This window comes from Desulfopila sp. IMCC35006, from assembly GCF_005116645.1.
Classification (GTDB): Bacteria; Desulfobacterota; Desulfobulbia; order Desulfobulbales; family Desulfocapsaceae; genus Desulforhopalus_A.
Genome location: NZ_SWCM01000005.1, coordinates 32,594 through 52,393, shown reverse-complemented (window position 1 = coordinate 52,393; position 19,800 = coordinate 32,594). Strand labels below are relative to the sequence as shown.

Here is a 19,800-nt window from a genome sequence, read left to right as displayed (position 1 = left end):
GAGCTAATGTACTCACATAAGAACTGGCAGGCAAGTTTTTTTGAAGTTCCTGGAAATGGAATAGAGCGGAACTTTGGGTCGTTGTATAACTTAATCCATTGTTTTGCTTGAAATGTTTATAGAAAGAAAATGTTTCGACTAGCGATCTTTTCGGTGATTCAACAAGTGCTTTTGCGACCTTCTGCTAAAAAAAATGGACAAAAGTTTGAGTGAAAGAACATACACGAGAATACCGGAGACGACACCGATTGCAACGCTCCCAATGAGCAGGGGAATAAGTATCTCTTTACCCATCTGCAAAACGGCAAAGAACTGCTCTTTGATATTCCAGAATTCAAGATGACCCAGGGTTCGTCCGATATCAATGAAAAGCCCGGATACTTTTGACAGGGGAGGGCCAGCCCACACCGTAGTTCCAAGCCAGTAGCAAAAGGTGTAAATCGGCGCTACAGTTACCGGGTTGGTGATCCAGACCGGGATCATTGCTGCCGGACGGTTCATATTAAAAATTGTGGCAGCCACAAAGGCCAGGACGAGCTGTACGCCGACTGTCGGCGTGAAAGCAATAAAGGTTCCCAGTGCCAAGCCTCCGGCGATGGCACGCGGTGAACTGCGCAGCTTGATAACCCATCGTAACACCGGGCGTGTTCGCATGAGCAGGTTGCGGCGGTTTTTTTTAGGGGGGGATTCTGCCATTATTGTATAGTACATGCTGCCTGAGCCTACGGCAATATCCTGATACTGGGATACATCCCAACCATCTCCCCAAACTGGAACGGCTGGATGGTGTTCAGGGAAAGTTTCTGGTTGCGCTGGGCATGGCCGGCATTTGCACCATCTTCAAAAAAGGCGCCGTTGGCCTCGAGGATATGCTGGATCCGCTCCTTGAAAGCATTGACTAGCAGTGCCCCTTTGCCCTCAAAGTGCATGCGTCCCTTGGTAAAAGAGCATTCGACACTGGCCAGTTCTGCCAGCGACATGGAATTGGTGCGCAGTTCTTCACTGTTTCTAATCAGGCCCCAGACGATATGTTCCTCGGGGATCTCCAGGGGCTGGTCGACATCGATAATGGTATGGGGCATGATCACGCATCCCCTGCCGATCTTGAGTCGGCTCTCTTTTTTCCCGTAGAGAAAGCTGTTGAATCCCACAAAAACATTCGATCCCAGGCGGGCCTCGATTATTTTGGCGCCATGGGCGGTGACATTATATCCCTCCAGGCATGAATTGATGATAAAGCAGTTTTCCTGGGCGTTGGCACCCTTGCCGAGGCTTGAATTTTCTATATAGGCCCTTTGGGCAACCAGCACATTGTCGGCGATTTTAATATTGGGCAGGACCACCGCATATCGGTCAAGCGAGGCGGTCTCGGGGACGGACTCTATTGTGTCAAGATTGACAAAGTCGAATACGCGCTGGAATTGATCCTTTCGCTCATCAATAAAATCAATCAGGATGCCCCATGGAACATTGTCCGGGGAAAGTGAGACGTAATGAGCCAGTGGTTCCTGCGGATATTTATAGAAAAAGTTGAAATTACCGGGGCTGTTTACCCAGATTGTGCCGGGATCGACCTTGAGGTGATTGATTTCGCCGGCCTGGATGTACGAATATGCGCCGATCACGCAGTCACGCATGGTGGTGAGATCGACGGTGGCGAAGGGGCCGAGAAAACAGCCGTCGGACGGAGCACCATGGATGTTGGCGTAGTCCATGGCCAGGGTGTCTTTTATAAAGAATTTTTCCGGGGTTTCCGGGTCGTGGGAGTAATTGTGCACCAGGGTTTTGACTAGGGCGCTGTCCTCGATATCGATAATTTCATCTTTGGTCAGGGTGATGGTGAAACTATTGAATTTACGGACATCATTTTTTCGCTTCAGTTCGTCGCCGCGGATATCACTTTTATATAACAGCGAGTTCCTGACCCGGCATTTTCCCAGGAAATAGCTGCCGGCCAGGGCGGAATGCTCAAAGTGCAGATCGAGCGGATGATCAGGGGTTATACCGTAAAAGGCGTAAAACTTATTCATCTGATCCGGCGGGATCAGGGCATCGGCGTAGGGGCTGACGTCAAATTTCAATTCTCTGAGATTGATATTGACTCTCTGGACAATTCTATTAAAAAGTTTTTGCAGTTCTTTCATAAGATATCCTCAGGGAGTATTGAAAGTGGACTATAGCTCGGGATCAGTTGTCGAGACTGGTCATTTTGTGAAAAACGGCGGCAAAGACATCGGAAATTCTCAGGATACCGACTATCTTATCATCACGGGTGACTAAAAGAGACAGGTGTGTTCCCGCAACCAGTCTTTGTATGGCCGTGTCGAGACTGCTGTTTTCCGAGACGAATTCGCCGGGCGAGGGCGTTTGCATGAATTCTTCTACTTTTTTTGTGGCTGCCTGGCGTAAGGAGTGGTCGCTCATAATCTTGCCATGGGATCGATACAGATCGCGGAGCTGGGCAATGTAATTATCACTGAAATTGAACGCTTTAAGTCGTTCAATTTCCTCATGTGCCTTATGATCGGGTTGAATAGCCTTTAATGCCCGCAGTTGGCTGATCTTGCCGACAACCTGGCCGCTCTCATCAAGGACCAGCACCGCGCGGTGCATGTATTTTCGCATGGTATACGTTTCCTGGGCTTTCTCCAGGGTCAGTATCGCGTCGATCAGTGATGTCCCGACAACTACTGTTGCATATTCGGAAATCGGCACCATTAGATCTTTGACAAGATGATTTTCCATAAGCCCCCCCATTATTGAAAAAAATAGTGTCCTATTTTCTAGGATAAAAATTGTATTTTGTCAAACAATTGCGGGCGGGAGGTACAAGCGGGGTCAAATCTTTAATCTTGACACGGCAGGATGTGTCAAGATTAAAGATTTGACCCCATATGCACGAGTTTTTGTTCTAACTGGCGATAGTTCCGGTCCAGGTCGTGGTTGTGGCGGATGTGCTCACCGGCCGCATTGGCAAGTATATCCCGTTTTGTTTTGTCTTCTATCAGCCGTTGGATGTTTTTTGTGAAAAGGGAAGGCGCTGCCGCGGGGGAGAGCAACCCGGTCTGCCCGTCGACAACCGCTTCCCCGCCGCCCCAGTCCCGATAGGCAACGACTGGCAGGTTACAGGACTGGGCTTCCAGGTAGACCATGCCAAGCGATTCCTGGATGCCTGGAAAGGCGAAAATGTCCGCCGCGCTGTAGTATCGATAGAGCTCTGACCTGGGTACTTTACCAAGAAACTGGACACGGTCTGGGAGCAGCTGGGCCGCTTTTTGTTCGAGTTGCTGCCTGCAGGTGCCGTCACCGGCAATAATCAGTCGGATGGGAAAGCCATTTTGGGCAAGCTCGCTGCACGACTCGATCACGAGTCCAATCCCTTCGGTTTTTACGCCGGGGCGCATCATGGCGGCGGTCATGACGATCGTCTCGTTGTCAATCGCCCATTGTCGCCGTAATCTTAATCTCCAGTCGTCTGCAAACCGAAACAGCTGCGGCTGAATGCCCGGACCGATATAGCTGAGTCGATTTTCCGGGATGAGCCTTTTGAGATTGGTAAAATCTCTTTGTTTGTTGGTGAAAATATGATCGGCCGATTGGAGAACTTGTCTGTTGAGGAGATAGCCCGGGAGGGTTTTTATTCGCCTGCGCTGTTTGGTTGAATAGATCCCCTGGAAAATAACGTAAGGAATTCCCAGTTTCCTGCTGCAGGTTGATCCCAGAAGATCCGGAGCTTTGTAGTACGAATGATAACTGAGCCAGAGGTCAGGCTTTTCCGTGCGGCACTCGCGGAGGATTCGGTTTTTTTCCCGTAACAGCTGCAACAAAACCAGCGGCCGATAATAGATCCAGCGGCAGCGGAGTCTGCTGGCAAGGGTGATTGCATGACCTTTGCCGGCCAAATAATTGTAAATCTCGGTCCCCGTGACCAGGTCACCGGAAGGATTGCGGTGGTCCATGGGTTTGAACGGCATGTAGTAGGCGATCTTCATGGCTTTGTCGTCCGACCGTATGGGGAAAATGAAAGAGATTGCATTGCTGCAGAAAACCAAATATTCTAAGATTTTGCATCGCTTTTCTGAAGCAGTGCTAATCTCTGGTTTTTTTTGAAAAAGAGTGAGACGACAGTGCAGACCGAAAGATTGGATGTTTTGATTTATGCCCACGATGGTCGTGGTCTTGGTCATGCCAGCCGCAGCATTGGCGTGGGTATGGCTCTGCGTCGTCTGTATCCGGAGCTGAAGGTTCTCTTTGTCTCGGGCTGTAGTCTTTCTCAGGAGTTAATCGGCAAAGCGCCGCTTGACTGGCTGAAACTTCCCTCGTATGCAACGAGGGTGGTTGCGGGAAAATCAATCGGAGTGGCGGGAAAGTCGCTGTTTACCGATACGCAGCTTGGCTGGTTGCGCTCAAAAGAGATGGCCCATTTAATTTCCCTGTATCGGCCGCGACTGGTTCTGGTTGACCATACTCCGCAGGGAAAGCACCGGGAGCTTATCCCGGCCTTGCTGGCGGATAAAGGCAGTGATGCTCTCTGGGTACTTGGTGTGCGCGGGGTGGTCGGCGCCGTGGCGCAGGCCCGATCAGAGTTTGCCGGAAATTTGTTTAAAGATCATTATCATGCACTGCTCTGGTACGGAGACAGTGCGGTACTCGGTAATTCGCACTGTGAGCAGCTGCAGCATCAATACAATACGGAGCCGGTTGAATGCGGATATGTCGTGCGGCTGGCAGAATATGCCCACTGGAATGGACGGCTTTTCGAACAGGAAGGGGTGATAGCCGGAACTGTCTCCATCCCCTGGCTTGGGGAAAAAACCATCGATTTCCTGCTGATTCTGGCAAGGGTATTAGCCAAAATCCCCCAATCCTATGGTGACTGGCGGATTTTTGTCGATATGGACAACAATTCCGATGTATGCCAGAAAATCAGGAAACTCTTTAGTGAAACAGGAAATTGTCAACTGGAACCGCCCGGGGAACGATACGTTTCGGCATTGCTGCATTCAAGGATTGCGGTAATATATGGCGGTTATAACAGTCTTATGGATGTTATTCATGCCAATATTCCTGCCCTGGTCGTCCTGCGGGAAATGCAGGATGAGGAGCAGCAGATTCATCTTCAAAAACTGCAGGAATCCTTGGGCGAAGCTCTAGTGACGGTTGCTGAATCCCTGCTTTCGGCTGAGCAGCTTGAGCGGCTGTTGCTGGCCCATCTGCAAAGAAAGCTGAATCCAGCCGTTGCTTTGCATGCCGGCGGCGCCGCATATGCGGCAGAATATATTTCTCGCCTTCTGGCTGGCAATCCTTAATGGTTTTGAAAATTGGCATCGTTAACCTTGGCGAGGAATATTTTTGTGCATATCAACACATTTCTCGGGCTATCTCCGGCCTGGATGCGCAGAAGTCCCTCTCGGGTGATTATTTTTTTTAATAATTCTCTGCCGTTAGACTGATTGTAATAAATATCCGAATCGAGAATATCCTGGATGTTTGCCCGCTCCACTTTATCGATAATCAGTTGTATGCCAAGGTTTAAAAAAGTGTCTTTGATCTGAGGAAGTTCGTTTTCCAGGGCGAGGATGCCCTGTTTAGAGACCATTTCAGACAGTCTTTTCAGTTGCAGTACCAGAGGAACCAAAGATTCTTGATCTTCAAGGCTGCATGATGCTTTTGCTGCAAGGGCTAAATCGCGTATCATGTTTTTACTTATAGTGTTAATTATGAAAGTTGTTATTGGCTTGTGGTCGGGTGTGTCGTGTCGTTTGCTATGGCTCAACTCCCAGCAACGCACTGGCGCCGGATTTACCAGATAAAAAAAGGTCTGACAGCTGTCGGGGGGAGGAATGTTTTCAAGGGTTGAACTTGAGGCTGCCCTGAAAACAATAGAATAGCTCAAGATTGAGTTTGCAGTCAACTTTAACTCAAAAAAAATATCCAGATCGACGGTTTGCTTGATTTTTGGTCCCCTTGCTTTTGGGTTGCGGTCGTTTTACCTTTTTCTGCAGCGACCTTTGGAGGCATCAATAGCTGCAAAATTTTAGTACATAATTGTAATATAAAACATATCGTCACTGCAAAAATGAAAGATTTATGCCGAGTTGACTGGTGGTCTGACAGGGCGATAGTATTTTAAGTATCAGATATTAAAGTGAAATGTGTAAATATACAGTATATGGCGCAATTCTTGTATTAATCTGAGACAGTTGCTGCAAAAAAAATCAGTGCAGCTCTGTTCATGAGATGTTTGTATGAGCAGAACAAGATTTGCGGGGTGTCGATGTCTTGGAGTGTGGTCTGGTTGTATATCCTGAGTTTACTAAAGAATAATAAGGGAGAGTACTCGTGAAGAAAATAGAAGCAATAATCAAACCCTTTAAACTTGAGGCGGTAAAGGACGCATTGACCGATATCGGCATCACCGGTATGACTGTCTCCGAGGTCAAAGGATATGGGCGCCAGAAAGGGCACAAGGAGATGTATCGCGGAGCTGAATATAATGTGGATTTTAATCCAAAGATAAAAATTGAACTGGTGCTGGCCGCTGATTTGGTCGACAAGGTTGTCGATGCCATTCGGACAGCAGCCAATACGGAAAAAATCGGGGATGGAAAAATATTTGTCCTGCCTGTTGAAGATGTCCTGAGAGTGAGGACGGGGGAAAGAGGTAAAGACGCAATATAGTTAGTCCTGTTCTCTGCCATGACGGGGCCTGACTAGTAGTACCTGCGGGTTTTCTGCTGCTTTTTGATAGAAGATAACCTGCGCTAAGGTACTCATCCCGGCTTTTTTCACATTCGCCGGGATTAGAAAGCCTTCCTTCTGCAATAAATTGCGGAGGGAAGGCTTTTTTTGTTGTTATCCTTGCGTGCAAATGATAATTATTCTTGAAAATTTGCAAGCTATTTGGCAATATGCCTCCTTAGATTGATTGCCGGTTTAAGAGGAATTGTTTAGTATCTTACCACTTCAAGTGGCTGTTTAAAAAATCCAGCTTTCTCCCCGTCTGCCGGGGCGAGAGTGATCCCGACAGGGTGTATTGAATAATGGAGGGAATTATATGCTATTGCCTCAACCTGGGAAGATATATCGTTTTTATCGGAACGGTTTTAAAAGCATGACCGTCGGAAAGACTCTATGGAAGATTATTTTCATAAAGTTATTTATAATGTTTGCCGTTTTGAAGGTGTTCTTTTTCCCCGATTTCTTGCAGACAAATTTTTCGACCGATCAACAAAGGGCTGACCATGTCATCGAACAATTGACAGGATCGGCACATCTTAATTAACTACGGAGGACGTTGTAATGGGTGAAATAGATCTGGCCACGGTGAACTGGGCGCGGGCACAGTTTATCCTGACTGCGATGTATCACTGGCTATTTGTCCCGATCACCTTGGGGCTGTCTTTTCTCTGCGCATTTTTTGAATCAATTTACGTGCGGACCGGAAAGGAGGAGTGGAAGCATCTGACCAAATTCTGGATGACCTTATTTGGTATTAATTTCGCCATTGGTGTTGCCACCGGTATCATCATGGAATTTGAGTTTGGCACCAACTGGTCCAGCTATTCCTGGATGGTTGGCGACATTTTCGGTGCTCCGCTGGCCATTGAGGGTATCTTTGCCTTTTTCCTCGAAGCAACCTTTTTCGCGGTAATGTTTTTTGGTTGGGAACGGACGTCGAAAGGTTTCCACCTCTTTTCCACCTGGATGGTGGCGATCGGCTCCAATCTTTCGGCCCTGTGGATCCTGGTGGCCAACGGCTGGATGCAGTATCCGGTTGGCATGGCCTTCAATCCTACGAGTGCCCGTTTCGAGATGCAGAATTTCTGGGAGGTTCTTTTTTCTCCTGTCGCCATGGCCAAGTTTACCCATACAACCAGCTCGAGTTTCGTTGTTGGTTCGCTTTTTGTCATCACTGTCTCCTCCTATTACCTGCTCAAGGGACGGCATGTGGAGATGGCCAAAAAGTCAATCATCGTCGCCTCGGTTTTTGGCCTGATCGGCTCCGTCTTCGCCGCCTTTACCGGCGATGAATCGGCGTATGCCAATGGCCATTTTCAACCGATGAAAATGGCTGCCTATGAAGGACTCTACGAAGGGTCTAAAGGGGCAGATCTCGTTGCTATGGGAATTTTGACCAGCGGCAAGAAAGTAGGCGACGGCCAGCCGCCTTTTGCCTTTGAGGTGTCCATCCCCAAGGGGCTCTCGCTGTTGGCCAAACGGGATTTCGGCGCTTTTGTGCCGGGTATCAAGGATCTGGTCTATGGCAACGAGGCGGAAGGGATCATGTCGGTTGGAGATAAAATGGCCAAAGGCAAGGTGGCTATTGCTGATCTGGCCCTGATCCAGAAAGCGAAAAAAGATGGCGACGAACAGGCCAAAACGGCAGCGATAGAACGATTCAAGGTGAATCAGGACTATCTCGGCTTCGGCTACCTCGATACCCCTGAGGAGGCGGTTCCGCCGGTCGCCAGCACCTATTATTCTTTTCATGTAATGGTCTATCTCGGCACCTTTTTCCTGCTGCTCACCCTGCTGTTTCTCTATTATTCCTATAAAGACACGCTTGCTGAAAAGAAATGGCTGCTGGTGTTGGGCTTCTGTTCCTTTTTTCTGGCACTCACCGCCTCGGAACTTGGGTGGGTGGTGGCGGAAGTTGGCCGTCAACCCTGGGCTATTCAGGATTTACTGCCGGTGAAAATGGCCACAACCCAAATTGCCGCAGGCCACGTGCAGGCATCCTTTGCCATTTTCTTTGTACTCTTTGCCGTGCTGCTCTTAGCGGAGATTAAAATTATGCTCAAGCAGATCAAAATAGGACCGGAGGGCGTGTAACATGATTGGAAAATTAGATATCGTGATCCTGCAGCAGATCTGGTGGATCATCTGCTCGCTCGTTGGATCCCTCTTTCTCTTTCTCACCTTTGTCCAGGGCGGCAATACCCTGCTCTGGCAGGTGGCCAAGAACGACCGCGAAAAGTCGCTGGTAATAAACTCCCTCGGCAGAAAATGGGAACTGACATTTACCACCCTGGTACTTTTTGGCGGGGCTTTATTTGCCGCATTCCCCAAATTTTATGCAACAAGCTTTGGCGGCGCATACTGGGTGTGGCTGCTGATTCTTTTCACCTTCATTGTCCAGGCGGTCAGCTATGAGTTTCGGGCGAAGCCAAACAACCTGCTCGGGGCCGGAACCTATGAGTTGTTTCTTTTTATCAATGGTACGGTTGGTGTGCTTCTTATCGGGGCGGCGGTTGGCACCTTTTTTACCGGATCCAATTTTACCCTGAACGATTTTAGCCAGGTGACCTGGACTAACCCCTTGCGTGGGGTGGAGGCGGCCTTTTCATTCTTTAATCTTGCATTAGGCCTGTTCCTGGTCTTTAACGCCAGGACGCTGGGTGCCATGTATCTGGCGAATAACATTGATTACCACGGTTTTCCGGAGTTTGAGGCGCGGGTCAGAAAGTCCTGTCTGATCAATTTTCTCTGCGCTCTGCCTTTTTTGCTCTATGTAGTGGTCAGTCTGGTGCTGATGGATGGTTTTGCAACCGACGGGAATGGGATGGTCAGCATGGTAGAGCATAAATATCTGACCAATCTGCTGGCAATGCCGATCGTGCTTGGTCTGCTGCTCGTTGGCCTCTTTCTGGTTATTCTCGGAGTTACCCGCACGAGCCTGGCACGGTCAACCACCGGCATCTGGTTTGGTGGGCTGGGGACCGTGCTGGTAGGCCTGGCAGTTTTTTTCACCGCCGGATTTAATGGAACGCCGTTTTATCCATCCAAGGTTGATCTGCAATCGAGCCTGACCATTTATAACGCATCGTCAAGCCATTATACCTTGACCGCAATGACCTATGTGGCTTTGTTTATCCCTGCGGTACTGGCATATATAATCTATGTCTGGCGGCAGATGGATTCAAAAAAGATTGGTGTGCGCGATATAAATGATAAAAAAGCGTATTGAAAAGAGGAGAAAGCTATGGCTGCAGTATTATTAATTGGCTGGGTTGCCGTGATTGTCGTCTCCTATAACGTGGCGGTAACAATTCTTATAAAGACGGATAACTTATAGCTGCATTTGGGTCCCATGCGGCGCATGGGACCCTGCTTCGAAGCTTTTTACTTAGCCACCACCTGGTTTCCATGTGCTGCATGGGAACCTGACCCGATTATCGAAGAAAGATTGGGTTGATGAGCCCCCACCACAAGAGCTGCAGGCAAAGAAGAGCATATAACCCGGCGACGACATCGTCCATCATGATGCCGATTCCACCATGAATCTTCTGATCAAACCAGCAGACCGGAAAGGGCTTGAAAATATCAAAGATGCGAAACAGGGCAAAGCCGAGCAGCCATGCGCCAGGATGTGGCGGGGCGAGGGTCAGGGTTATGAACATGCCGAGGACTTCATCGATGACGATGCAGCCGGCATCCGGGCGGTCGAGAATTTTTTCGGCGGAGCCGCAGACAAAAAAACCGACCACAAACAGTACGCATAACACCATCAGATAGGTCGATAGGGGCAGATCCTTGATCAGCAGCCAGGGCAGCAATGCGGCCAATGAGCCCCAGGTGCCCGGTGCCCAGCCGATTTTTCCCACATATAACCCGGTGGCAAGGGCCATTATCAATTGATTCATGAGCAACGTACCGTATTGCTGCGCACCGCATTATACACTTCCTGCAGCGGCACCCTGTGCCGGCGGGCGATTTCCCGGCATTCTTCATATTCAGGATAGATGATGCTGCCCGTCGGGGTGTGCACTTTTTTGGCCATGATATTTCCCCATGGAGTAGCGACTGCAACTTTCTCACGGGGAAGCGTCCGTCGTGTTTCTCTTCTAAAGCGCAGTCCTATGGCGGTTGTTTCCGAAAGGATGATTTCTTTGAGCAAATGTGCATACGCGGGCGGGCTGATGACCTGCAGGGCAAAGCCCGGTCGGCCCTTTTTCATCTGAATCGGGGCGAGCGTCACATCCAGCGCCCCTTGGGCGAATAATTGTTCGCAGAGATAAGGAAAACCCTCGGGACTCCAGTCGTCAAGATTTGTTTCGATGACCTCGACACTTTGTTGTTCGTCAACGTCGATGGCCCTGCCGATGATGATTCGCAACAGATTCGGCTGCCCGTTGGTCAAAATGTGGCTGCCCGCGCCATATCCGGTTGCGCTGATTGCCATGGACGGCAGTGGGCCATAGTCCTCGACCAGGGTCGCAACCAGTGCCGCGCCGGTCGGGGTGATGAGCTCCTGCTGCAGGTCTACGCCGTAGGTGGGAATGCCGACGAGAAGTTCGCAAACCGCCGGGGCAGGCAGTGGCAGCAGGCCGTGGGCACATTTGACGAAGCCATGGCTGGTTGGTAAAAATGAACAAAAAAGGCGGGTAATGCCGAGATGATGCAGGCCGACCAGGGTTCCTACCACGTCAACAATGGTGTCGAGAGCACCCACCTCATGAAAATGCACCTGATCGACGGGGATGGCATGGACTTTGGCCTCGGCGCGGGCCAGGGCCTGAAACACTTTGCTCGCCTGGTCAATTATCGCCGGCGCAAGAAAACTTTGTTCAAGAATCTGCACAATGGCCGGCAGCGTTCGGAGTTCCTGGCGTCGCTTGCTGCTGATGGTAACCTTAATGGAGCTGATCGCATTGACGTTTTTTTCTTCAACAAGCAGTTCAAGCCCGTCAAGCTGCAGCTTGCCAAGCTCTTCGGTCAGCAGCTGGCGATCGAGGCCGGCGTGCAGCAGGGCACCGAGCAGCATATCGCCGCTGACGCCGGAAAAACAGTCCAGGTAGGCTATTTGAGGGGGTGCAGGAGAGCTCACTGGACGAAGCGTGTCCCCGGGGCAATTGGGTGGCCGCAAAGAAAGGAGTCCACGTCCATGCGTTTTTTCCCTTCCGGCTGTATCTCTCTGGTGAGCAGGGTATTGTGGCCGCAGGCGACCAGGATTCCCCGCTTGTCGGCCTGGAGCACGGTTCCCGGCTGCATCTCGCTGTCCTGATGCAGCACCTCCGGACGGAAAAGGCGCAGTCGCGTGCCGTCAAGAAAGCAAAAGGCAGTAGGCCAGGGATCAAGGCCGCGGATAAGGCGTTCTATCTCTTTGGCATCTTTATGCCAATCGATCAGGCCATCGTTTTTTTTCAGCATTGGGGCAACTGTTGCGAGGTCATGATCCTGCGCGACCGGAATAATGGTGCCTTCCTGTAATCCCTTAATAGCGGTTAACAGTGTTGCGCTGCCGAGGACTGCAAGCTTGTCGAACAGGCTGCCGGCGGTTTCGTCGGGGGCGGTGTTAATTTTTGCTTTGAGCAGGATGTCACCGGTGTCCATGCCCTCGTTCATCTGGATAATCGTAATCCCCGTTTCCTTTTCCCCGTTGATCACCGCCCATTGGATAGGCGCGGCCCCGCGATATTTAGGCAGAAGCGAACCGTGTACGTTGATACAACCTAAGGGAGGCAGCTCAAGCAGCGATTTGGGCAGGATTCTGCCGTAGGCCGTAACCACAATCAGATCCGGCTGATAGGTAAGCAAGCCGTTGTGAAAAGCTTCCGTCTTGATTTTAGTCGGCTGTAGTACGGGAATTCCGGCAGCCTCGGCGAGGACTTTGGTTGGCGGCGGGGTGAGCTTTTTGCCCCTGCCTTTGGCGCGGTCCGGCTGGGTAACAACGGCAACGACCTCATCCGGGCCATCGATAAGTGCCTGGAGTGTTGCTGCGGCAAAATCAGGGGTTCCCATGAAAATAATACGTAGCGGTCGCTTCGACATTTTCGCTCCTGTTATTTTTCCAGCCACTTTTTCACTTTCTTTTTATACAGATTCCGTTTCAAAGGGCTGAGATGATCAATGAAAAGAATACCGTTTAAGTGATCGATTTCGTGCTGCAGGACAACGGCAAAACGATTTTCGGTCGACAGTTCGTGAGCTTGTCCCTGCAGATCCTGATAGGCGACGGTGACTTTCTGATATCTTTTGACATTGGCTGTCAGCTCAGGGACGCTCAGGCAACCTTCCTCATCTATCTGGTTTCCTTCATGGGCTACGATTTCGGGATTGACCAGGGGCATGAATTTCTTTTCCCCTTCCTTGTCTTCAGATATGTCGACGACAATCAGTTTGATTGATTTGCCGATCTGCGGCGCGGCGAGGCCGATGCCCGGGGCGTCGTACATGGTCTCCGCCATGTCTTCGACCAGCTGGGCCAGGCCGTTGTCAAAAGTTGCAATTTTTTCCGTTTTCTGGCGTAAAACCGGTTCTGGATATTGGTAAATTCTTTGAATACTCATTGGTATATCTCTTAAAACATCCTCAGTAATAGTTGATTTTTTCTGTTGCCGGCAATGTACCATAGCAGCTCCGTTTCTGCTACGCTTACAAAGATAAGCATGACATGAGTAAATGCTATTGACTAATTGATAGCGGGCAGGAGGAGGGAATCGAAGGCTTGGCAAGCGTGTTGTGTCGACGGGCAGGGAAATACCTGTCTTGCTGATGGTGTTTTGTCGTAAATGTATTACTACTTGTAATGAGGGGATATGTTATTTATTGTGTTGCCGAAGAGTTGACGAGTTTTTCTCAGCCACCCTGCTATCATCCACTCGGGAGAAATTGATGATTACAAAAATACTGGTACCGCTTGCCTTTTCTAAATACTCCAAGGGAATCCTGCGGTTTGCCGCCGATCTGGCGGCAGCTACCGGCGCTGAACTGCTTGTCGCCAATGTCATCAACCAGCGTAGTCTGGAGGCAGTGAATAAGATCACCTCCTTTGGTTACAAGGTGGATGTTGAGCATTATGTTGAAACCATTAAAGCTGAACGAAGGGAAGAGCTGAAAAAAATTATGGGTGAACTGATGCTGACTGAGGAAAAATTAACCCATACTTTCTGTATCGGCGACCCGGCAAACGAGTTGTTGAAAGTGGTGATTGATCAAAATGTGGATGTCGTGGTGATGGGGGTAAAAGCCCATGATTTCAGCCATATTTTTACAGGATCGGTGGCAGAGAAAATGTTTCAGAAATGCCCGGTTACGGTCATTTCCTATCGTGATGAAGAAATTTCTGATAAACTCCGCAGGAAAATCATCCGGCATCTGGGCAACGAGGATTAAGTTGGCTCTGGCGGACGAGTTGTTTTTGTAGATTCTCTTTTCAGGTCTTGGAACATATGCATATTTTATTGCCGGTAATCGGCTATCTGGTTGGGTCGATTCCTTTTGGTCTGGTCATTGGCAAGATGGTTGGTGTCGATGTCCGCATGCAGGGGAGTCGAAATATCGGCGCTACCAATGTCAACAGACTGCTCGGTAAAAAGCTCGGTTGTATTACCCTGATTTGTGACTGTCTCAAAAGTTTTCTGCCAATGTATGGAGCAGCGGCCCTGCTGCCCGAATCGGCGGGCAAAGAGCTGGTAGTCGCCCTTACCGGCTTGATGGCGGTGCTGGGGCACATGTTTCCTGTCTATTTAAAGTTTCGTGGTGGCAAAGGGGTCGCGACTGGAATGGGGGTGTTTTTATATCTTTCTGCCCCGGCGATACTGATCAGTCTGGTGGTTTTTCTGGCAACTGTTGGACTGACTGGTTTTGTTTCTGCCGGCTCCTTACTCGCCGCCGGCCTTATTCCCCTCTGGTTGTATTTTCTCGGCGCCTCGAGCATAACCATCGGTACGGCGGCGTGCATCGCTCTGCTCATCTGGCTGAAGCATCATGAAAATATCAACCGGTTGCTGCACGGCAAGGAAAAAAGCTGGAAGAAAGGAGGAAGATGATGAAGGCTATCGAAGTAAGAAAATTTGGTGCGCCCGAGGTCATGGAACTGGTCGAAAAACCTGCCCTATTACCCGGACCGGATGAGGTAGTGGTGCAGGTTGCGGCAATTGGCGTCAACCCGGTCGAGACCTATATCCGCGCCGGAACGTATCCCATGCTGCCGGAATTACCTTATACTCCCGGCGGTAATGTGGCTGGGACTATTGCGTCCTGCGGCCCGGAAGTTACCCGGTGGCAGAAAGGCGATCGGGTCTATAGTGTCGCGACAGTCAGTGGCGGTTATGCTGAAATGGCGCTCTGCAAAGCAGATCAGGTCTTCAGGCTGCCGGCAAATATTTCCTTTGCGCAGGGCGCTGCCATCGGTGTTCCTGCGGCCACCGCCTGGCGGGCGCTTTTTATCCGGGGCCGGGGCAAGGTGGGTGAGCGCCTGCTGATTCACGGGGCAAGCGGCTCGGTTGGCCAGGCAGCAGTGCAGTTGGCCAGGGATGCCGGGATGAGCGTGTACGGGACGGCCGGCAGTGATCGGGGGTGTTCCCTGGTAGAAAAACTCGGAGCTCAGGCGGTTTCTCATAACCAGCCGGGCTATGAAGACAAGCTCCTTGAGGCGAGCTCCGGCGCAGGGTTTGATCTTATTTTAGAGATGCTTGCCAATAAAAACCTGGAAAAGGATTTACATCTGCTGGCCCGGCGTGGACGGGTAGTTATCATCGGCAGCAGGGGCCGCATTGAAATTGATCCCCGGCTGACCATGGGCAAAGAAACCGAAATCAGAGGCCTTGCCGTTTTCAATGCAACTCCCGAAGAAACAAATCAAACGCATTCCGCCCTGGCATCGGCAATGGAACGCGGCGTCCTGGTGCCAGGCATCAGCCGTGAGATGGCTCTGGCCGAAGCGCCAATGGCCCACCAATTGGTTATGAATGATGGCAATTGCGGCAAAATAGTACTTCTCCCCTGAGGGGCGTTATCCTGAACTGAGGTCCTTTGCCGGTGAAGCCTGCTGTCCCGGTAACGTCCAGGTTCATTGCAGGAGCAAATGCACCGGTAACAGTACTTTCATGGATGTAGGGACATTCTTTTTGGTCGGACCGGCAGAAGAACCACTCCCTGCCAACCGCGCTTTCGCGCGACAGGTGGATAGGGTGGTTTCGGGTTTTTGGTCATAGTGGGGGCTGGCTGGTCCGGTCTTTATGGCCGTGGATGGAACAGGCACTTTTTCGGTGATTGAGCCGGTTCCCAGCATTTCAAAAGGATTGAAAATACCAAGTACCGTCCCGAAGCTGCCCAGCAGCGGCGCCACGGCGGCCTCCGCCTCCATCCCCCGACCTATATCGTAATTTCGGTGCAGAATGCCGACGATCAGCACCCGAATCACATGGTCTCTGCATCCGCCGGTCTTCGTTCTGATCAGATCCCATTCACTTTGTTCGGCCAGGGTGAAGATTTCATCCATTGACCGGCGGTTGCGCCTTCCCGTTTGCAAATGGCAAACTGTGACTTTACTGCAATGTTTGTCCCCGGTTACAGCGGCGGGCCCGTCCCGGATTTTAACCGGGTTCCCCCTTGCTCCACTCTCGTGAAACCTGGAAAATAATATGCGTTAGTTATCGTGGTTTATTTGTGGTGTCAATCGGTAAAAATTACCGAAGAATACACCCAGAGCAGTTGCCTGTCCCCTCACGTACATCTTCCGGTACGAAGCAGTATAGGGTTGTTACCAGGTGAGTGTCTTGGTGTTGTCCTTAAACAAGGCCCCGCCTGTAAGTTCAGGATTGCCAACCTTCAACCCTGGCAGTAAATCCTCTTTTTTAACCCCGAAGTGTTTCATACACATGGGGCAAACCAGGACTGTGGCCCCCTTGCTCATGATCTCCGTCAGTGCTTTGTGGTGGTGGGCGAAAGTTTTGGACTGGGTCGTGGAGCCGACCAGAACCCCCTTGTCATTGAGAAAAATTGTTAATGCATGGCCGCGTTCGTGCTGTTGGCTGCCAAAGGTGATTGCCATATTCGCGCGATGTGCATCATTGCTGGTCAAGTTGATGAACAGCGGGTCCGTGTCTCCCGCGTGCGATGGGGTGGTGAAAGTTCCGGTACACAACGCCAGTGCCAGCAGTAGTTGAAAAATGATTTTCATGTGGATCTCCTTTTGGATGGTTGTGAATAAAATGTATCTCCCCGTCAACCGGGAGGATACGCGGAAATAAATATTGCCTTTTAAGCTGTTTCTTTCAATCCTAACTGACAAAAGTTGTTTTTGATGGTAGCACCGAATATTTGATATTTCAATCTTTATTTATAAAAATCAGAGAGCTGAGCCGATGATGCAGCAGGCATGGATTATTAATAGTGTAAAAGTCGCCCTTGAACAGGTACCTGTTTAGCGTTATGGTAAACGACTGAGTGTTTAAAACTATCAAGAGGTATGTCTATGGCCAGGTCAAAATGCCCGACATGTGAATATCACGAATTTGAAGCTGTTCCCGTTACGACAAAAACCGGGCAGAAGTTCTGTCTTATTCAATGTGTTGCCTGCGGGACAGTAGTTGGCGCTCTCGACGAGGTGAAAATCACCAACGTGATCAGAAATGCCGAAAAGAAACTTTCGAAATTCCTGGAGAATCTCAATCGCAAGGTCGGTATCGTCTGCAACAGAAAAAACCTTGATTCTTAAGGCTAACGTCGTTTTTTAAATCCAGGAAAGGGGCAAGACTGCAGTGGAAGAAGATATCGGTAAACGGCTGGTGCAGGCCATCAAGGATCCCAACAATCTGGACTCCCGGGAGAGTATCGCCAAAGCAATGGAGCTCACCAAGGCCTATGCCAGTTCGGGGTCGGCCACCCATTTCAGCACGGTCACCAAACTTTTTTACGATCTGTTTGAGATGTTTGAGACGGGCCGGGACCCTCGTACTAAGTAGTCGGGGGATTGCGTTTCAGGCGCTGGTTCAGGCAGTCCGGGCTGTCGCATTGTGCAATAATTTTTTTAAGATAATTGATATTCTTATGAATGTTTTCCAGATAGAGATTCCTGTCGAGTTTATACATCTCGCGAAAATGGGTCTGCATCGCCTGCGATGTATTGGAAAAGGTGGTGGAGAGCCGCTTTAAAACCACTTCGTGATAAAACTTTTCCGTATGTTCCATGAGTTCCCGGGCTGAATCATGTCGATTTATGCCTCCGGCTTGCTGTTCGTCAAAGAGCAGTGGCAGGCACTCCAGATAATATCTGTCGGCCATCTGAGCAAGAATATCCGCTGACCCGACAACCTGGCCGGCAAGCTGGATCTCATGGCTGTGATAGTCAAAAGTTGCCGGATCACTGTCCAGATCGGTGTAACGGATGATTGTCGCACAGTCTCGGAAAATTTCCTGGGTAAACCCCTTTTGTGCCACATATTTTTGAAGAAAGAGAATCGATCGTGTTTCGTGTTTTACCGTTTCCTGCCCATCGGAATGCGCCTGGTCACGTTCCTGGGGCAGCATCCCGGTATCGTGAAAATAGGCGGCAAGCAGACCTTTGAACAGGGTTTCGGACGAAACGTGGATATGCTTGCAATGGAGCCCATGGAACAGACGGGCGGAAGCCAATACCACCATTTGGCTGTGACGCAGGTTATGGTATCGGACGGTATTTTCAGGGAAATGGAGAAATGACTCAGAAAAAATCGCGGTCAGGTCGTCGTCTACCTCCCGGATCAGCCCAAGATCGATGGAAGGACAGATTTTTGCAGCAAGAAAAATAATTTCATCCAAAGGGGTACCGTTAGAGTTTCCCTCGAAGATGTGGGTCAGGTTCTTCATTTCCATATTGATTGCCTGGGGTGTGTTGTCAATTTACGTAATGACTGCAATAATTGTACAAATAGACCTGCCGGAAAACAGACACTTGCGATAATTTTATCATGTTTTCTCATTTTACATAACCTATAATGAGATCGAACAGTTAATATATGTTAGATTGTCGTGTATGATACTTTTGTGATACAATTGAAGTGGTGTCTAGACTTTATGTGTTTTTATGGGTACAATTTGACATACAAATTTGAAATTAGGCCAGAGATGCACCCGCTTATAATAATGCGTTATCTATGCGTGACGGAATAAGATGGAAGAAAAGAAAGATGCCGTTGTAGTGTTGATAGTTGATGACGACGAGCTGGTCCGCATGACGCTGAGTGTCCTGGTGAGCTCTCTTGGCTACCACTGTCTGGTTGCCGGTGATGGCGTTGAGGCGATTGCCGTACTGAAATCGACGGCAGTCGATCTGGTTTTCTCCGATATCGTCATGCCGGGGATGGACGGCCTGGAGCTGCTTGCCCATATCATTGAAAATTATCGGGAAACGGATGTTATTATCTCGACTGGCTATCATGAAAAGGCCAGTTATTCAGAGGTAATAAAAGCCGGAGCCATTGATTTTATCAAAAAACCGATAGATCAGGCGGAGCTTGAGGCAAAACTGGCTCGAGCAGTTCGTGAGCGAAGCATGATGCGAGAGCTGGAGCGGTTGTCAATGCAGGACGGGCTGACTTCGATCCTGAACAGAAGGGCGTTTGACCAACGTTTTTCCGACGAGGTGGAGCGGGCCCATCGGCAGAATTATCCCTTGATGCTGGCGATTATTGATGTCGATAATTTTAAGCAGTACAACGACGAGCATGGTCACCAGGAGGGGGATAAAGTTCTTATCAACCTCGCCGATATTTTGCGGGAATGCACCAGAGATAAAGTAGATATGTGTTTCAGGCTTGGTGGAGATGAATTCGCCGTCCTGCTGCCCCAGGCTACCGCCAATCAGGGTACGGAGATAGTCCAGCGCATTCTGCTCAGCTTTGTTGAACAGAGCTTTGGGACAACAACCCTGTCCATAGGTCTTGTCTCGTGCAAAAGAAACATTAAATTGCCGAGAGAAATGGATGAAGCAGCCATCAGAGAAAGGGCAGATCAAGCCATGTACGATGCCAAAAATGCCGGCAAGAACTGCGTGGTGGCGCGGGTGTGATCACCTCTTTTGCGGGTGCGTTG

23 protein-coding genes and 1 riboswitch are annotated in these 19,800 nt (G+C 49.8%); of the genes, 11 read left to right on the top strand and 12 right to left on the bottom strand.

Annotation, left to right across the window (positions count from 1 at the left end; translation table 11 throughout):
* Nucleotides 1-138: 138 nt before the first annotated feature.
* From FCL47_RS10200 to FCL47_RS10185, 4 genes are all read right to left on the bottom strand, one after another.
* On the bottom strand, nucleotides 139-711 hold the full coding sequence (locus FCL47_RS10200; RefSeq protein WP_136813402.1) for a DUF2062 domain-containing protein: 573 nt from the start codon (nucleotides 709-711) through the stop codon (nucleotides 139-141).
* An 11-nt stretch (nucleotides 712-722) separates the two neighbouring features.
* Nucleotides 723-2,144 (bottom strand): transferase, encoded by a 1,422-nt coding sequence (locus FCL47_RS10195; RefSeq protein ID WP_136813401.1) that lies wholly within the window; start codon nucleotides 2,142-2,144, stop codon nucleotides 723-725.
* 43 nt (nucleotides 2,145-2,187) lie between these two features.
* On the bottom strand, nucleotides 2,188-2,745 hold the full coding sequence (locus FCL47_RS10190) for a CBS domain-containing protein (RefSeq protein WP_136813400.1): 558 nt from the start codon (nucleotides 2,743-2,745) through the stop codon (nucleotides 2,188-2,190).
* A 131-nt stretch (nucleotides 2,746-2,876) separates the two neighbouring features.
* Entirely contained in the window at nucleotides 2,877-3,992 is a 1,116-nt protein-coding gene (locus FCL47_RS10185; protein WP_136813399.1) for a glycosyltransferase family 4 protein, read from the bottom strand.
* Nucleotides 3,993-4,127: 135 nt separating this feature from the next.
* Here FCL47_RS10185 and FCL47_RS10180 point away from each other — a divergent pair, with 135 nt between their 5' ends.
* Nucleotides 4,128-5,309 carry a glycosyltransferase gene (locus tag FCL47_RS10180; protein ID WP_136813398.1) on the top strand — a complete coding sequence of 394 codons (1,182 nt, stop codon included), beginning with the start codon at nucleotides 4,128-4,130 and terminating at the stop codon, nucleotides 5,307-5,309.
* Here FCL47_RS10180 and FCL47_RS10175 read toward each other — a convergent pair.
* On the bottom strand, nucleotides 5,306-5,698 hold the full coding sequence (locus FCL47_RS10175) for a hypothetical protein (protein WP_136813397.1): 393 nt from the start codon (nucleotides 5,696-5,698) through the stop codon (nucleotides 5,306-5,308). The genes FCL47_RS10180 and FCL47_RS10175 overlap by 4 nt on opposite strands.
* Before the next feature lie 644 nt (nucleotides 5,699-6,342).
* On the opposite strand from FCL47_RS10175, the gene FCL47_RS10170 reads away from it, so the two are divergent.
* The 4 genes from FCL47_RS10170 (at nucleotide 6,343) to cydB (ending at nucleotide 9,970) form a co-directional block, all read left to right on the top strand.
* A complete protein-coding gene (locus FCL47_RS10170; protein ID WP_136813396.1) occupies nucleotides 6,343-6,681 on the top strand; it encodes a P-II family nitrogen regulator in 339 nt (112 codons plus the stop codon).
* A 376-nt stretch (nucleotides 6,682-7,057) separates the two neighbouring features.
* A complete protein-coding gene (locus tag FCL47_RS10165) occupies nucleotides 7,058-7,285 on the top strand; it encodes a DUF4492 domain-containing protein (protein ID WP_136813395.1) in 228 nt (75 codons plus the stop codon).
* Nucleotides 7,286-7,302: 17 nt separating this feature from the next.
* Nucleotides 7,303-8,835 (top strand): cytochrome ubiquinol oxidase subunit I, encoded by a 1,533-nt coding sequence (locus FCL47_RS10160; RefSeq protein WP_136813394.1) that lies wholly within the window; start codon nucleotides 7,303-7,305, stop codon nucleotides 8,833-8,835.
* A gap of 1 nt (nucleotide 8,836) precedes the next feature.
* Nucleotides 8,837-9,970: a cytochrome d ubiquinol oxidase subunit II gene (gene cydB, locus FCL47_RS10155; RefSeq protein ID WP_136813393.1), complete on the top strand. Its 1,134-nt coding sequence runs from the start codon at nucleotides 8,837-8,839 to the stop codon at nucleotides 9,968-9,970.
* 205 nt (nucleotides 9,971-10,175) lie between these two features.
* Here the strand turns inward: cydB and FCL47_RS10150 are convergent, their stop codons facing one another.
* Genes FCL47_RS10150 through def form a run of 4 tightly spaced genes read right to left on the bottom strand, consistent with a single transcriptional unit; the run spans nucleotide 10,176 to nucleotide 13,292 of the window.
* Nucleotides 10,176-10,646 carry a phosphatidylglycerophosphatase A gene (locus tag FCL47_RS10150; protein ID WP_136813392.1) on the bottom strand — a complete coding sequence of 157 codons (471 nt, stop codon included), beginning with the start codon at nucleotides 10,644-10,646 and terminating at the stop codon, nucleotides 10,176-10,178.
* Entirely contained in the window at nucleotides 10,643-11,830 is a 1,188-nt protein-coding gene (gene larC / locus FCL47_RS10145) for a nickel pincer cofactor biosynthesis protein LarC (protein ID WP_240744203.1), read from the bottom strand. Before larC ends, FCL47_RS10150 begins: the two co-directional genes overlap by 4 nt.
* Nucleotides 11,827-12,774 carry a methionyl-tRNA formyltransferase gene (gene fmt / locus FCL47_RS10140; RefSeq protein WP_136813391.1) on the bottom strand — a complete coding sequence of 316 codons (948 nt, stop codon included), beginning with the start codon at nucleotides 12,772-12,774 and terminating at the stop codon, nucleotides 11,827-11,829. The genes larC and fmt overlap by 4 nt, the downstream gene beginning before the upstream one ends.
* A gap of 11 nt (nucleotides 12,775-12,785) precedes the next feature.
* The gene (gene def, locus FCL47_RS10135; RefSeq protein WP_240744202.1) at nucleotides 12,786-13,292 is read right to left on the bottom strand and encodes a peptide deformylase; all 507 of its coding nucleotides are present in this window, start codon (nucleotides 13,290-13,292) and stop codon (nucleotides 12,786-12,788) included.
* Between the two features lie 325 nt (nucleotides 13,293-13,617).
* On the opposite strand from def, the gene FCL47_RS10130 reads away from it, so the two are divergent.
* The 3 genes from FCL47_RS10130 to FCL47_RS10120 are packed head-to-tail and all read left to right on the top strand — an operon-like array spanning nucleotide 13,618 to nucleotide 15,733.
* Entirely contained in the window at nucleotides 13,618-14,118 is a 501-nt protein-coding gene (locus FCL47_RS10130) for a universal stress protein (RefSeq protein WP_167496449.1), read from the top strand.
* 56 nt (nucleotides 14,119-14,174) lie between these two features.
* Nucleotides 14,175-14,774 (top strand): glycerol-3-phosphate 1-O-acyltransferase PlsY, encoded by a 600-nt coding sequence (gene plsY / locus FCL47_RS10125; RefSeq protein WP_136813388.1) that lies wholly within the window; start codon nucleotides 14,175-14,177, stop codon nucleotides 14,772-14,774.
* Entirely contained in the window at nucleotides 14,771-15,733 is a 963-nt protein-coding gene (locus FCL47_RS10120) for an NADPH:quinone reductase (RefSeq protein WP_205747275.1), read from the top strand. Before plsY ends, FCL47_RS10120 begins: the two co-directional genes overlap by 4 nt.
* A 63-nt stretch (nucleotides 15,734-15,796) precedes the next feature.
* On the opposite strand, the gene FCL47_RS10115 is transcribed toward FCL47_RS10120, so the two are convergent.
* A complete protein-coding gene (locus FCL47_RS10115; RefSeq protein ID WP_136813387.1) occupies nucleotides 15,797-16,150 on the bottom strand; it encodes a hypothetical protein in 354 nt (117 codons plus the stop codon).
* A riboswitch (cobalamin riboswitch) is annotated at nucleotides 16,149-16,377 on the bottom strand. It overlaps the preceding gene by 2 nt.
* 112 nt (nucleotides 16,378-16,489) lie before the next feature.
* The gene (locus tag FCL47_RS10110; RefSeq protein ID WP_136813386.1) at nucleotides 16,490-16,909 is read right to left on the bottom strand and encodes a DsrE family protein; all 420 of its coding nucleotides are present in this window, start codon (nucleotides 16,907-16,909) and stop codon (nucleotides 16,490-16,492) included.
* A gap of 294 nt (nucleotides 16,910-17,203) precedes the next feature.
* Between FCL47_RS10110 and FCL47_RS10105 the strand changes: the two genes are divergently transcribed.
* Both FCL47_RS10105 and FCL47_RS10100 read left to right on the top strand, forming a co-directional pair.
* On the top strand, nucleotides 17,204-17,446 hold the full coding sequence (locus FCL47_RS10105) for a hypothetical protein (RefSeq protein WP_136813385.1): 243 nt from the start codon (nucleotides 17,204-17,206) through the stop codon (nucleotides 17,444-17,446).
* 43 nt (nucleotides 17,447-17,489) lie between these two features.
* On the top strand, nucleotides 17,490-17,693 hold the full coding sequence (locus FCL47_RS10100; protein ID WP_136813384.1) for a hypothetical protein: 204 nt from the start codon (nucleotides 17,490-17,492) through the stop codon (nucleotides 17,691-17,693).
* Here FCL47_RS10100 and FCL47_RS10095 read toward each other — a convergent pair.
* On the bottom strand, nucleotides 17,686-18,582 hold the full coding sequence (locus FCL47_RS10095; protein ID WP_136813383.1) for a hypothetical protein: 897 nt from the start codon (nucleotides 18,580-18,582) through the stop codon (nucleotides 17,686-17,688). The genes FCL47_RS10100 and FCL47_RS10095 overlap by 8 nt on opposite strands.
* Before the next feature lie 298 nt (nucleotides 18,583-18,880).
* Here FCL47_RS10095 and FCL47_RS10090 point away from each other — a divergent pair, with 298 nt between their 5' ends.
* Nucleotides 18,881-19,777 (top strand): diguanylate cyclase, encoded by an 897-nt coding sequence (locus FCL47_RS10090; protein ID WP_136813382.1) that lies wholly within the window; start codon nucleotides 18,881-18,883, stop codon nucleotides 19,775-19,777.
* Nucleotides 19,778-19,800: the final 23 nt, after the last annotated feature.